This window comes from Streptomyces sp. NRRL S-37 (assembly GCF_000721605.1).
Taxonomy (GTDB): domain Bacteria; phylum Actinomycetota; class Actinomycetes; order Streptomycetales; family Streptomycetaceae; genus Streptomyces.
In genome coordinates, this window is record NZ_JOIZ01000021.1 from 90,982 (window position 1) to 103,460 (window position 12,479).

The window sequence follows — 12,479 nt, forward strand, 5'->3', positions numbered from 1 at the left end:
CGACGCTGTGATCATGAGCCGTATCGAAGCGCGACGCGATGAAGACACGGTGGCGGCCGGCCCCCTCGTCGACCGGCTGCTCGGCGGCCTGCCCCCCGAGGCCGTCCTCACCGACCCCGACGTCACGGCCTCCTACGCCCACGACATGGCGAGCTTCTGCCCGGCCGGCAGCCCCGCGGTGGTGGTCCTGCCGCGCACGGTCGAACAGGTCCAGCACGTCATGCGCACCGCCACCGCACTGCGCGTCCCCGTCGTCCCGCAGGGCGCCCGCACCGGCCTGTCCGGCGGCGCCAACGCCACCGACGGCTGCGTCGTGCTCTCCCTGGCCAAGATGGACCGCATCCTGGAGATCAGCCCGGTCGACCGGATCGCCGTCGTCGAACCCGGCGTCGTCAACGCCGCCCTCTCCCGCGCGGTCGGCGAACACGGCCTCTCCTACCCGCCGGACCCCTCGAGCTGGGAGATGTGCACCATCGGCGGCAACATCGGCACCGCCTCGGGCGGGCTGTGCTGCGTGAAGTACGGCGTGACGGCCGAGTACGTCCTCGGTCTCGACGTCGTCCTCGCCGACGGCCGCCTGATGTCCACCGGCCGCCGCACCGCCAAGGGCGTCGCCGGATACGACCTGACCCGCCTGTTCGTCGGCTCCGAGGGCTCCCTCGGCATCGTCGTCCGCGCGGTCCTCGCCCTGCGCCCCAAGCCGCCCGAGCAGCTCGTGCTGGCCGCCGAGTTCTCCTCCTCCGCCGCCGCCTGCGACGCCGTGTGCCGCATCATGGCCGGCGGCCACGTCCCCTCCCTCCTCGAACTCATGGACCGTACGACCGTCAAGGCCGTCAACGACATGGCCCGCATGGGCCTGCCGGAGTCCACCGAGGCCCTGCTGCTCGCCGCCTTCGACACCACCGACCCCGCCGCGGACCTCGCCGCGCTCGGCGCACTGTGCGAGGCCGCCGGCGCCACCCAGGTCGTCCCCGCCGAGGACGCCGCCGAGTCCGAACTGCTGCTCCAGGCACGGCGGTCGTCCCTGGTCGCCCTCGAAGCGGTCAAGGGCACGACGATGATCGACGACGTGTGCGTGCCGCGCTCGAAGCTCGGCGAGTTCATCGACGGCGTCGAGCGGATCTCCGAGAAGTACCGGCTCACCATCGGCGTCGTCGCCCACGCCGGCGACGGCAACACCCACCCGACGGTCTGCTTCGACGCGTCCGACCCGGAGGAGTCCCGGCGGGCCCGCGAGTCCTTCGACGAGATCATGGCGCTCGGCCTGGAACTCGGCGGCACCATCACCGGCGAACACGGCGTCGGCGTGCTCAAGAAGGAGTGGCTGGCGCGCGAACTCGGCCCGGTCGGCCTCGAGATGCAGCGGGCCGTCAAGAAGGCGTTCGACCCGCTCGGAATTCTGAACCCCGGCAAGCTCTTCTGACCGCGAAGGTGCCCGAAACGAGTGGGGTCCGGCCGGACGGGCGGTCAGGTTCCCGCGCGTCTGATAGATGTGGTTCCCCCCGACCCACCCATCGAGCAGATACGGGACGACGGACATGAGCGCCCCAACCCCGGCCCCCGGCGACGACAGGCCCCGCGAAGGGTATTACCCGGACCCGTCCATTCCTGGATATGTCCGGTACTGGAACGGTGCCTCCTGGGTGCCGGGCACGAGCCGTCCGGCGCCCAAGGACGGCGAGTCGCTCGCGCCACCGCCCGGCGCGGGCCCGGCGCGGCCCTCCGTCGAGGAGACCGGGCCGCACTTCTTCGACGAGGACCCCGTCGAGCAGCCGTCCCCGGCAGGGTCCCAGCACGGCAGCCGGCCCGAGCCCGCCTCGGCGTGGGGCGCCGACCGCTCCCACCAGACCGGCTTCGGCGGCGACCAGGACCGCAAGGTGTCCTGGGGCGCCGACCCGAGAGTGCCGCACGCGGCCCCGCCGTCCGCACCGTCCGTGCCCTCCGCATCTTCCGCGCCCTCCGCATCTTCCGCGCCCTCCGCATCTTCCGCGCCGGAGGCCGGGCCCGCGGGCGCGGACACCCCGGACGAGCGGGCCGCGGCCGACTCGGGCAACACCTTCGTGTTCCGCAGACCGGCGTCGGCGTCGGCGCCGAAGCCGCGGCAGGAGGCCGGGACCCCCGGCGGGGAGCGCGCGGACGAGGGCACGATGACCTTTCGCGCCGTCACCCCGCGCACGGGACAGGGCCCCTCGGGACCGCACACGGGCTCCGCCGCCCCCGGGCGGCCCGGGTTCGGGGCCGGGAAGGCGGCAGCCGCACGCGCCGCCGCCGCTGCCGCCACGGCCCCGTCCGGCCCCCAGCAGACCGCCGCCCCGGCCGCCCCCGCACAAACAGCGCCCCCGCAGGCAGCGGGCGCGCCCCTGACGAGCGGCGCCGGCGGGGGCCAGTCCTCCTGGGTGCAGCAGGTGCACCGGCTGGCCGGCGGTGAGGAGCCGCCCGTCGCGCCCTGGAAGCCGCCCGTCGAAGACGTGTTCCAGGCCGCCGCCCGGCGCCAGGCCGCGGCCCGCCCCGCCGCGCTCGGCAGGCGGCTGGCCGCCCGGCTGCTGGACACCGTCGTCCTCGGCGCCGTCACCGCCGTGGCCGCCGTGCCGCTCGGCATGAAGGCGCTGGACCACATCGACGCGAAGATCGAGGCGGCCAAGCTGTCCGGCGAGACCGTCACCGTCTGGCTGCTCGACGGCACCACCTCCGTCCACCTCGGCACCGTCCTCGCCGTCCTCCTCCTCGCCGGTGTCCTCCTGGAGGTGCTGCCGACCGTCAAATGGGGCCGCACCCTGGGCAAGAGGCTGCTGGGCGTCGAGGTGCGGGACATCGAGGCGCACGAGGCGCCGTCCTTCGGCGCGGCCCTGCGCCGCTGGCTCGTCTACAGCGTGCCCGGACTGCTCGTCGTCGGGGTCGTCGGCGTCCTGTGGTGCCTGTTCGACAAGCCCTGGCACCAGTGCTGGCACGACAAGGCCGCGCACACGTTCGTCGCCGCAAGCTGAGCCCCCGTCACCCGTATCGCCGCCGCCGCTGCTCCGGACGGCCGCTCGCCGGATGCGGGGCCGGGGGGTTCACGGTCGACTCGGGGCATGACCACCGAACCGCCCCCCGGCTCCGGCCGGCAGCCGCCGGACGACGACCCGTTCAGAAAGCACCCCCCGCCGGGCGGACCCGACACCCCGGGACCGGGCTCCCCGTACGACACCCCCGGCGGCCCGCCACCGCCGACCGGCGGCGGTGATCCCTACGGCGGTGGCGGCGGCCCCTACGGCGGTGGCGGCGACCCTTACGGCGGTGGCGGTGGCGGCCCCTACGGCGGACCCCCCGGTCCCTCCGACCCCCTCGCCGGCATGCCTCCGCTCGCCGACAGCGGCAGGCGCACGCTCGCCCGCATCATCGACATGATCCTCGTCGGCATCGTCGTCTGGCTGCTCACCTGGCCGTTCGGGGTCAGCGAGTACGACGTCGACGGCGACGAGATCAACGTCGGCAACTCCCTCGCGCAGTCCCTCATCGCCGCGGCCCTCTACATCGCCTACGACACCTTCATGACCGCCCGGGGCGGCCAGACCCTGGGCAAGAAGTGGCTGCGCATGCGGGTGGCCGACCTCGCCGACGGCTCGACCCCCTCCGTGCAGACCGCGCTGATCCGCGCCCTCGTGCTGTGGCTGCCGTTCGCGTTCTGCTGCGCCTGCGTGTGGACCGTGATCGCGGGCGGCTGGAGCTTCTTCGACCGGCCCTACAAACAGGGCCTGCACGACAAGGCGGCCAAGACCGTGGTGGTCAGCACCGGATGAGGGTCAGGACGCCGCGCGCTCCCGCACCGGCTCACGGGCCGGAGGGGCGACGGAGGCCCGTACCGACGGGACCGGCCGGACCGGCTCCGGGGCCGCGGGCCGCTCCGCCACGGCGGGCCGCACCACCGCGACGGGCCGCCGGAGGCCGGGAAGCGGGACCGTCACGGCCACCAGCAGTCCGAGGGCGAGGGCCGAGACGGCGACGACCGCGACGCCCACGACCGAACTCGCTCCGGACAACAGCAGCATGACGAACGTCGAAAAGATCACGGTGCACGAACCGTAAGCGAGCTGAGCGACAGTCGGACGGGGCATGGCCATCGTGTCCTCGGGAGTCGGAGGCTGTCCGCCTGGCTTTCCGCCGGTTCAGGGCGGTTTCGCCAGACGACTCTAACCGCGAGCGTGCCCGAGGGGAACGGACAGTAAGCGTGACCTGACCGACAGGGCCGGTGCACAGGGGGCGCACGGATTCATGGCGTCCACCACGTGGACGGTTGTACGCGCCCGCTCGGGTTCGCGCCGATGTGTCCGGAAAGCGGACCACGGCTCCGCATAGTGCAGTTGAACTGTTCAAGTCAAGGTCTGTTTTTTCTGGCGAACCTCTAGTCAAATGTCGTCACTTGACTACACGCGTTGATCACGTGCGCGCGGGACCTTCCACAGACGGAACCTCCTTCGGCCGCGCGTACGCACGCGGGAGGGGATCTCAAGTGATCAGTAGACCCTGGACGTTCAGAGCGGCCGCGACGGGCGTGGCCCTCGCGGCGGTCACCGCCACCTGCTCTGCGTTCACCGTGGCCCAGGCCGACTCGGCTGACAAGGCCGAGCGTCCCAGCGCCGTGGACCGGCACGACCCGGCGGCGAACAACCACGTCGAGCACGACCTCGAGGGGCCGCTCTCCAAGACGCAGGAGGCCCAGCGGGAAGAGGCGCTCAACCAGGTCATATCCGGTAAGAATTCGGTCAAGAACCGTGACGGTTCGAAGGTCGTCCAGCTCAAGAGCAAGAAGGGCGACAGCAAGTACGTAGAGCTCGGCCGCGAGAAGACCGACAAGATCTTCACGATCCTGGTCGAGTTCGGCGACAAGGTCGACAGCCGCTACGGCGGCGAGGCCGGCCCGCTGCACAACCGGATAGCCAAGCCGGACCGCAAGGTGGACAACTCCACCGCCTGGCAGGAGGACTACGACCAGCGGCACTTCGAGGACCTGTACTTCGGGTCCGGCAAGGGCGTCGACTCGGTCAAGACCTACTACGAGAAGCAGTCCTCCGGCCGCTACTCGGTCGACGGCGAGGTCTCCGACTGGGTCAAGGTCCCCTACAACGAGGCCCGTTACGGCAACAACGCCTGCGGCGACACCAACTGCCCGAGCGTGTGGAACGTCGTCAGCGACGGCCTGAACGCCTGGGTCGCCCAGCAGAAGGCGGCCGGCCGCACCGACGCCCAGATCAAGGCGGACGTCACCCGCTTCGACGAGTGGGACCGTTACGACTTCGACGGCGACGGCGACTTCAACGAGCCCGACGGCTACATCGACCACTTCCAGATCGTGCACGCCGGTGAGGACGAGTCCGCCGGCGGCGGCGCCCAGGGCACCGACGCGATCTGGGCCCACCGCTGGTACGCCTTCGGCACCGACGCCGGCGCCACGGGCCCCGAGCAGAATCGTCTCGGCGGCGCGCAGATCGGCTCCACCGGCATCTGGGTCGGCGACTACACCGTCCAGCCGGAGAACGGCGGACTCGGCGTCTTCGCCCACGAGTACGGCCACGACCTCGGTCTGCCGGACCTCTACGACACCGCCGGCGGCGAGAACTCCACCGGTTTCTGGACGCTGATGTCCTCCGGTTCCTGGCTCGGCACCGGGAAGAAGGAGATCGGCGACCTGCCCGGCGACATGACCGCCTGGGACAAGCTCCAGCTCGGCTGGCTGAACTACGACACCGCCAAGGCGGGCGTCGACTCCTGGCACAAGCTGGGCGTCGCCGAGTACAACACCAAGCACAAGCAGGGCCTCGTCGTCACGCTGCCGAAGAAGGCCGTGACCACCGAGATCATCCCGCCCGCCGAGGGGCAGACGCAGTGGTGGAGCGGCAGCGGTGACAACCTCAAGAACACGCTGACGCGTTCGGTCGACCTGACCGGCACGTCCTCCGCCGAGCTCACCTTCGACGGCTGGTACGAGATCGAGTCCAACTACGACTACCTCTACACCGAGGTGTCCACCGACGGCGGCGCCAACTGGACCGCCCTCGACGGAACGGTCGACGGTCAGCCGATCCCGCGCGACGGCAGCGACAAGCCGGCCCTGCACGGCACGCTCGACGGCTACGAGAAGTTCGCGTACTCCCTCGACGCCTACGCCGGCCAGAAGATCGACCTGCGCTTCCGCTACCAGTCCGACGGCGGCGTGGCCCTCAAGGGCTTCACGGCCGACCGGATCACGGTGACCGCGGACGGCACGCCGGTCTTCTCCGACGACGCCGAGAACGCGGACGCCGCCTGGACGGCCAACGGTTTCACCCGCCAGGGCGCGTCCTTCACCAAGGAGTACGCGCAGTACTACATCGCCGAGAACCGCCAGTACGTGTCGTACGACGAGACCCTCGAGGTCGGCCCGTACAACTTCGGCTACACGTCCCGCCCGGACTGGGTCGAGCACTACGCGTACCAGAACGGTCTGCTGATCTGGAAGTGGGACACCTCCCAGGCGGACAACAACACCAGCGAGCACCCGGGCACCGGTCTGATCCTCCCGATCGACTCGCACCCGACCGCGCTGAAGTGGTCCGACGGCACGCTGATGCGCAACCGCATCCAGACCTACGACGCGACGTTCAGCAAGTTCCGCACCGAGGGCATGACGCTCCACAAGGCGGACGTGGCGAAGTGGATCCCGTCGTCGAAGGGCGTGTCGGTCTTCAACGACCGCACGAACACCTACTACGACCCGGAGAACCCGGGTGGCGGTGTCCAGGTCACTGACACCAACACGAAGATCAAGATCACCAAGGAGGCCAAGGACGGCTCGACGATCGAGCTCGAGGTCGGCCCCGCGGGTAGGTAAATAGTATCTTCGCAGGTCAGAGCATGATCGGCGGTGACCCCCTGGCGGGTCACCGCCGATCCGTGTTTAGGTGCCTCCTGTGGCTCTCTTATTGACACCAGTGGACACGGGGGTATGACCGCATGGCCGCAGGAGGTTTCTGCAAGCTGCCGAACGGCACGGTGGTGGTGGCACTGAACCTGCCCAGCCCCGCCGCCGACGCCCCTGCCGGGGTCCGCGTCCTCGTCCACGCCCAGAACCGCGCCCGGGCCCTGACCAGGCTCCGCAACCTGGGCCTGCGCTCCATCTACCTGCGCGGCAACGCCGCCCCGCCCACCCCCGACGAGATCACCGCGGTCCTCCACCACCCCGACGGCCTCATATGGCGCACCACCCCCGACACCACCCTGACGGTAGAACTCTGGCACCCGATAAAAGCCCTACTCAGACGCCCAGCAACCCCCGCGTGACCGCGGGCAGCCGTGCCGCGTAACTGCGGGCAATCGTGCCTCCCCCAGTGCCTTAAGGGCCTGGGAGGTACCCCCAGGGCGGCACGGGTGGGCGGTGGGGGTACCTCCCGCTCGAGCGAAGCCGAGAGTGGGCCGCCGAGCGCAGCTCCTCCAGCGCCCGCTCAGTGGTCTCCGCCGCTACCCCGGCGGTGAGATCAAGCAGCACCTGCGTGCGAAACCCCTCGCGGGCAGCATCAAGCGCAGTCGCCCGCACACAGTGATCCGTGGCGATCCCCACCACATCCACCTCGCCGACCCCCCGCTCCCGCAGCCACTCCGCCAGCGGCGTCCCGTTCTCGTCGGCCCCCTCGAACCCGCTGTAAGCGGCCGAGTACGCCCCCTTGTCGAACACGGCGTCGATCGCCCCCGAGGTCACCGCGGGGGCGAAGTTCGGGTGGAACCCGACCCCCTCCGTCCCGGCGACACAGTGCGCGGGCCAGGACCGTACGAAGTCGGGGTTGTCGGCGAAGTGCCCGCCGGGCGCGATGTGGTGGTCACGGGTGGCCACCACGTGCCGGTAGCCGCCGGCCGAGGCGGCCTGGCCGATCAGCTCGGTGATGGCGGCGGCCACGTCCGCCCCGCCGGCCACGGCGAGGCTGCCCCCCTCGCAGAAGTCGTTCTGTACGTCGACGACGATCAGTGCGCGGCGCATGGTCGGTGTCCTTCGGCTGTGGGATCGGGTGAGGTCGGGTGGGGGCGGGCCCGGCCGGGTGAACCTCCGAGCCTATGGAATCGGGGACGGCGCGGACAGGGGTACGACAGGGCGGCCGGAAGCCCCCGCCCGCGCACCGGGAGCCCCGCCCCGCGCAGAGGGGGCACGCTTTCACCTACCCGACGGCCCGTGCGCGTACTCCGTCGGAAGGACGGGTTCCCCGCGGGAGAGCTGGGTGGCGGACAGCGGCAGGCCCGCGCGGGCCGCCGCGTGCCGGTCGCGGACCACGTCCAGCGGCTCCCGGGCGATCACCTCACCGTCCTCGATCAGCGGCACCAGCAACTGCCGCCCGGCCAGCTCGTCGGGCACCGGGCCGGTGCCGACCACCTCGGCCTCGGCGACGCCGTACGCGTCCAGCCGCCGCGCGGCCCACTTGCGGCCGCCGATGGAGGTCTTCCCGCCCGTGGACTTCTTCGCCACCGGCACCAGCGGCGCCTTCGGGCCGGCGGACTCCGCGCGGGCGACCAGCTTGTACACCATGGACGCCGTCGGGTGCCCGGAGCCGGTCACGAGCTGGGTCCCCACGCCGTACGCGTCCACGGGCGCCGCCGCCAGCGAGGCGATGGCGTACTCGTCCAGGTCCGAGGTCACGATGATCCGCGTGCCGGTGGCGCCCAGCTCGTCCAGCTGCTGCCGCACCCGGTGCGCCACCAGCAGCAGGTCCCCGGAGTCGATCCGTACGGCGCCCAGCTCCGGCCCCGCGACCTCCACGGCCGTACGGACCGCCTCGGCCACGTCGTAGGTGTCCACCAGCAGCGTCGTACCGCCGCCGAGGGAGTCGACCTGGGCCCGGAAGGCGTCCCGCTCGCTGTCGTGGAGCAGGGTGAAGGCGTGGGCGGAGGTGCCCACGGTGGGGATGTTGTAGCGGAAGCCGGCCGCCAGGTCGGAGGTGGAGGCGAAGCCGCCGACGTAGGCGGCCCGGGAGGCGGCCACCGCGGCCAGCTCGTGGGTGCGCCGGGCGCCCATCTCGATCAGCGGCCGGTCCCCGGCGGCGGAGGACATCCGGGAGGCCGCGGCGGCGATCGCCGAGTCGTGGTTGAGGATCGACAGGATCACCGTCTCCAGCAGCACGCACTCCGCGAAGCTGCCCTCGACCCGCATGATCGGCGAGCCCGGGAAGTACACCTCGCCCTCGGGGTAGCCCCAGATGTCACCGGAGAAGCGGTAGCCGGCCAGCCAGTCCAGGGTCTCCTCGTCGACGATGTCCTTCTCGCGCAGGAAGCCGATCACGCCCGGGTCGAAGCGGAAGTTCTCCACCGCGTCCAGCACCCGCCCGGTGCCGGCCACCACGCCGTAGCGGCGGCCGTCCGGCAGCCGCCGGGTGAAGACCTCGAACACGCTGCGCCGCCCGGCGGTGCCGGCCTTCAGCGCGGCCCGCAGCATCGTCAGCTCGTACTGGTCAGTGAAGAGTGCCGTCGACGGAACATCCACCGGCAGCCCAAGGTCCGCTGTGTTCATACCAGGGATGCTACCCCCATTTCGTCAGTTTGACGATTTCGGTCCGGGTGCCGGAACAGCGGGCCGGTTTGTGCGACCACCCCCCTGCGGTGGCAGCATGGGCTGTGTGACGTCACCCGCACCCCTGGAGATCGAACGCACCGAACCGGCGGAGGAGGCCTTCGCCGTACCCGAGCCCGACGTCCCGTGGGTCACCATCGTCCACAACGACCCGGTCAACCTCATGAGCTACGTGACGTACGTCTTCCAGTCGTACTTCGGCTACAGCAAGGACAAGGCCACCAAGCTCATGCTCGACGTCCACCACAAGGGCCGGGCGGTCGTCTCCAGCGGCACCCGCGAGGAGATGGAACGCGACGTCCAGGCCATGCACGGCTACGGCCTGTGGGCCACCCTCCAGCACGACCGGAAGTGACCGATCCGGACATGACCCGCCCCCGCCCGCAGGACCGGAAGCAGCCGAACGCCGCCATGCCAGGAACCTTCGAACCGCTCCCCGGCGGCGGCGCGGCCGTCGCCCTCGACGACGTCGAGATCTCCATCATCCGGTCCCTGGCCGTGCAGCTCATGGAGCTCATCGGCCCCGGCCCGGCCGAGGACGACGCCGCCGACCCGCTCGCCGGACTCTTCACCGAGGGCCCGAGCGAACCCCCCTCCGACCCCGTGCTGCGCCGCCTCTTCCCGGACGCCTACAGCGACCCCGAGGGCGCCCCGCGGGGCAAGGAGGCCGAGGAACAGCGGGCCCACTCCGCCGAGTTCCGCCGCTACACCGAGAACGACCTGCGGGCCGGCAAGCGCGACAACGCCCTCGCGGTGATCCGCTCCCTGGACGCGCTCGCCCCGGCCGGTGAGGGCGGCGCGGTGCTGCGGCTGTCGCCGGAGGCGTCACGCCAGTGGCTCGGCGCCCTCAACGACCTGCGCCTGGCCATCGGCTCCCGCCTGGAGATCCGCGACGAGGACGACAGCGACCTCCTCTTCCACCTCCCCGACGAGGACCCGCGCAAGCCGATGGTGATGGCGTACCTGTGGCTCGGCGGACTCCAGGAGACCCTCGTCACCACCCTCATGCCATGACCTCGCGGTGGGACCCGCGGTGGGACCCCATGCCGTGAGTCGACACAGGATGTCCGGAAAAGTCCGCTGACGCGTTCGCTCAGAGGACACTCAAATCCGGATAACGATCCCGTCAAAGAGCCCGGCACGTATGGGCCCTTCAGGTGTCTTTTGTCCACTTCTCCCTGTGAGGCGCGCCACGCACCGCCCGTGTGATCAGTATGGCGGCCGTGATAAATCTTCACGACCGCCCGGCGAACACCACCCGTATGTTCCGCCGGGTGCGCCACCGAGCCGGCGACCGCCGGCCAGGCACGGGCGGACTCCCAGAGCCCGCCCAGCTCCATCAGTCCGGGGGGATCGAGACCCGATCCGAGGCCGACAGCGGCCCGGGTCGGCATGGAGAAAGGCGCACCACACATGGCCTCACCGCAGGTCGACACGGAGTCCGTACCCGAGGAGGGGTACGAGCGCGGCCTCAACAGCCGCCAGGTCCAGATGATCGCGATCGGCGGCGCGATCGGCGTCGGGCTCTTCCTGGGAGCCGGCGCGAACATCGCCAAGGCCGGACCCAGCCTGATCGTCATGTACGCCCTCGCCGGCGTCATCATCTTCTTCATCATGCGGGCCCTCGGCGAGCTCCTGCTCTACCGCCCCGTCTCGGGCTCGTTCGCCGAGTACTCGCGTGAGTTCCTCGGCCCCTTCTTCGGCTACTTCACCGGCTGGACGTACTGGCTGATGTGGGTGGTCACCGGCATGGCCGAGCTGACCGCCGCCGCCATCTACATCAACTTCTGGTTCCCGGCCATCCCGCAGTGGACGTCGGCCCTGGTCTTCCTGATCATCCTGTTCGGCGCCAACCTGATCTCGGTGAAGCTCTTCGGCGAGATCGAGTTCTGGTTCTCCATGGTCAAGGTCACCGCCATCATCGGCATGATCGTGATCGGCCTCGGCGTGCTCACCCTCGGCTTCAGCCAGGCCGGCGACACCGCCGCCGTCTCCAACCTCTGGGCCTTCGACGGCTTCTTCCCCAAGGGCATCGGCTCGTCCCTGATGACCCTCCAGGGCGTCATGTTCGCCTACCTCGCCGTCGAACTCGTCGGCGTCACCGCCGGCGAGTCCGAGAACCCCGAGAAGACCCTGCCCAAGGCGATCAACACCCTGCCCTGGCGCATCGCCCTCTTCTACGTCGGCGCCCTCACCGTCATCCTGTGCGTGGTCAAGTGGACCGAGTTCTCCGACGGGGTCAGCCCCTTCGTGAAGGCGTTCGCGGTCATCGGCATCCCGGCCGGCGCCGGCATCGTCAACTTCGTCGTCCTCACCGCCGCCCTGTCCTCCTGCAACTCCGGCATGTACTCCACCGGCCGCATGCTGCGCAACCTCGCCGACAACGGCGAGGCCCCGAAGGTCTTCCAGCGGCTGTCCTCCACCAAGACCCCGGCGCTCGGCATCGCCACCTCCGTGGTCTTCATGGGCATCGGCGTCGTCCTGAACTACACCGTCCCGGAGAAGGCCTTCGGCTACGTCACCTCCGTCGCCACCGCCGCCGGCATCTGGACCTGGCTGATGATCCTGATCAGCCACGTCCTCTACCGCCGCCAGGTCGTCGCGGGCCGCCTGCCCGCCTCCGCCTTCCCGGCGCCCGGCGGCTCCGTCTGCTCCTACATCGCCATCGCGTTCCTGCTCTTCGTCACCGCCCTGATCGCGATGGACGCGGACTCCAGGATCTGCCTGTACGTCATGGCCGGCTGGGCCGTCGCCCTCGGCATCGGCTGGGCCGTCCTCAAGACCCGCAACCCGCAGGTCACCCAGCGCGGCGAAGGCCACTTCGAGAAGGTGGGCTGACCTCCACCCAGGACGCCGGGGGCAGGGAGTACTCGTGGCACCCCCTGCCCCCTCCGCTCAAGGCGTCCGGCATACG

11 protein-coding genes are annotated in these 12,479 nt (G+C 70.8%); 8 read left to right on the forward strand and 3 right to left on the reverse strand.

Annotated elements, in window-relative coordinates; all coding sequences use genetic code 11:
- Positions 1 to 7: 7 nt before the first annotated feature.
- The 3 genes from IH50_RS0128990 to IH50_RS0129000 all read left to right on the forward strand — a co-directional run bounded on the left by IH50_RS0128990 (position 8) and on the right by IH50_RS0129000 (position 3,779).
- Positions 8 to 1,423, forward strand: a complete 1,416-nt coding sequence (locus IH50_RS0128990; protein WP_030868626.1) for an FAD-binding oxidoreductase — start codon at positions 8 to 10, stop codon at positions 1,421 to 1,423.
- Between the two features lie 115 nt (positions 1,424 to 1,538).
- Positions 1,539 to 2,984, forward strand: coding sequence for an RDD family protein (locus tag IH50_RS0128995; protein WP_030868628.1), 1,446 nt, complete (start codon positions 1,539 to 1,541; stop codon positions 2,982 to 2,984).
- Positions 2,985 to 3,071: 87 nt separating this feature from the next.
- Positions 3,072 to 3,779, forward strand: coding sequence for an RDD family protein (locus IH50_RS0129000; RefSeq protein WP_030868631.1), 708 nt, complete (start codon positions 3,072 to 3,074; stop codon positions 3,777 to 3,779).
- A 3-nt stretch (positions 3,780 to 3,782) separates the two neighbouring features.
- Here the strand turns inward: IH50_RS0129000 and IH50_RS0129005 are convergent, their stop codons facing one another.
- Positions 3,783 to 4,100: a hypothetical protein gene (locus tag IH50_RS0129005; RefSeq protein WP_030868634.1), complete on the reverse strand. Its 318-nt coding sequence runs from the start codon at positions 4,098 to 4,100 to the stop codon at positions 3,783 to 3,785.
- Positions 4,101 to 4,489: 389 nt separating this feature from the next.
- On the opposite strand from IH50_RS0129005, the gene IH50_RS0129010 reads away from it, so the two are divergent.
- Entirely contained in the window at positions 4,490 to 6,847 is a 2,358-nt protein-coding gene (locus IH50_RS0129010; RefSeq protein ID WP_030868637.1) for an immune inhibitor A domain-containing protein, read from the forward strand.
- Between the two features lie 122 nt (positions 6,848 to 6,969).
- The gene (locus tag IH50_RS0129015) at positions 6,970 to 7,296 is read left to right on the forward strand and encodes a hypothetical protein (RefSeq protein WP_030868639.1); all 327 of its coding nucleotides are present in this window, start codon (positions 6,970 to 6,972) and stop codon (positions 7,294 to 7,296) included.
- 52 nt (positions 7,297 to 7,348) lie between these two features.
- Here the strand turns inward: IH50_RS0129015 and IH50_RS0129020 are convergent, their stop codons facing one another.
- On the reverse strand, positions 7,349 to 7,987 hold the full coding sequence (locus IH50_RS0129020; RefSeq protein ID WP_051767486.1) for a nicotinamidase: 639 nt from the start codon (positions 7,985 to 7,987) through the stop codon (positions 7,349 to 7,351).
- Positions 7,988 to 8,158: 171 nt separating this feature from the next.
- Positions 8,159 to 9,505, reverse strand: a complete 1,347-nt coding sequence (locus tag IH50_RS0129025; RefSeq protein WP_030868645.1) for a nicotinate phosphoribosyltransferase — start codon at positions 9,503 to 9,505, stop codon at positions 8,159 to 8,161.
- A gap of 97 nt (positions 9,506 to 9,602) precedes the next feature.
- On the opposite strand from IH50_RS0129025, the gene clpS reads away from it, so the two are divergent.
- From clpS to IH50_RS0129040, 3 genes are all read left to right on the forward strand, one after another.
- Positions 9,603 to 9,920: an ATP-dependent Clp protease adapter ClpS gene (clpS, locus tag IH50_RS0129030; protein ID WP_030868648.1), complete on the forward strand. Its 318-nt coding sequence runs from the start codon at positions 9,603 to 9,605 to the stop codon at positions 9,918 to 9,920.
- A 56-nt stretch (positions 9,921 to 9,976) separates the two neighbouring features.
- Positions 9,977 to 10,579: a DUF2017 domain-containing protein gene (locus IH50_RS0129035; RefSeq protein ID WP_030868650.1), complete on the forward strand. Its 603-nt coding sequence runs from the start codon at positions 9,977 to 9,979 to the stop codon at positions 10,577 to 10,579.
- Between the two features lie 399 nt (positions 10,580 to 10,978).
- Positions 10,979 to 12,403, forward strand: coding sequence for an amino acid permease (locus IH50_RS0129040; protein ID WP_030868653.1), 1,425 nt, complete (start codon positions 10,979 to 10,981; stop codon positions 12,401 to 12,403).
- Positions 12,404 to 12,479: the final 76 nt, after the last annotated feature.

Excerpts from the sequence above, each read along its gene's own strand:
- IH50_RS0129005 (WP_030868634.1), bottom strand. The coding sequence starts at position 4,100 with ATGGCCATGCCCCGTCCGACTGTCGCTCAGCTCGCTTACGGTTCGTGC.
- IH50_RS0128995 (WP_030868628.1), top strand. The coding sequence starts at position 1,539 with ATGAGCGCCCCAACCCCGGCCCCCGGCGACGACAGGCCCCGCGAAGGG.
- IH50_RS0129015 (WP_030868639.1), top strand. The coding sequence starts at position 6,970 with ATGGCCGCAGGAGGTTTCTGCAAGCTGCCGAACGGCACGGTGGTGGTG.
- IH50_RS0129025 (WP_030868645.1), bottom strand. The coding sequence starts at position 9,505 with ATGAACACAGCGGACCTTGGGCTGCCGGTGGATGTTCCGTCGACGGCA.
- IH50_RS0129035 (WP_030868650.1), top strand. The coding sequence starts at position 9,977 with ATGCCAGGAACCTTCGAACCGCTCCCCGGCGGCGGCGCGGCCGTCGCC.
- clpS (WP_030868648.1), top strand. The coding sequence starts at position 9,603 with ATGGGCTGTGTGACGTCACCCGCACCCCTGGAGATCGAACGCACCGAA.
- IH50_RS0129020 (WP_051767486.1), bottom strand. The coding sequence starts at position 7,987 with ATGCGCCGCGCACTGATCGTCGTCGACGTACAGAACGACTTCTGCGAG.
- IH50_RS0129040 (WP_030868653.1), top strand. The coding sequence starts at position 10,979 with ATGGCCTCACCGCAGGTCGACACGGAGTCCGTACCCGAGGAGGGGTAC.
- IH50_RS0129000 (WP_030868631.1), top strand. The coding sequence starts at position 3,072 with ATGACCACCGAACCGCCCCCCGGCTCCGGCCGGCAGCCGCCGGACGAC.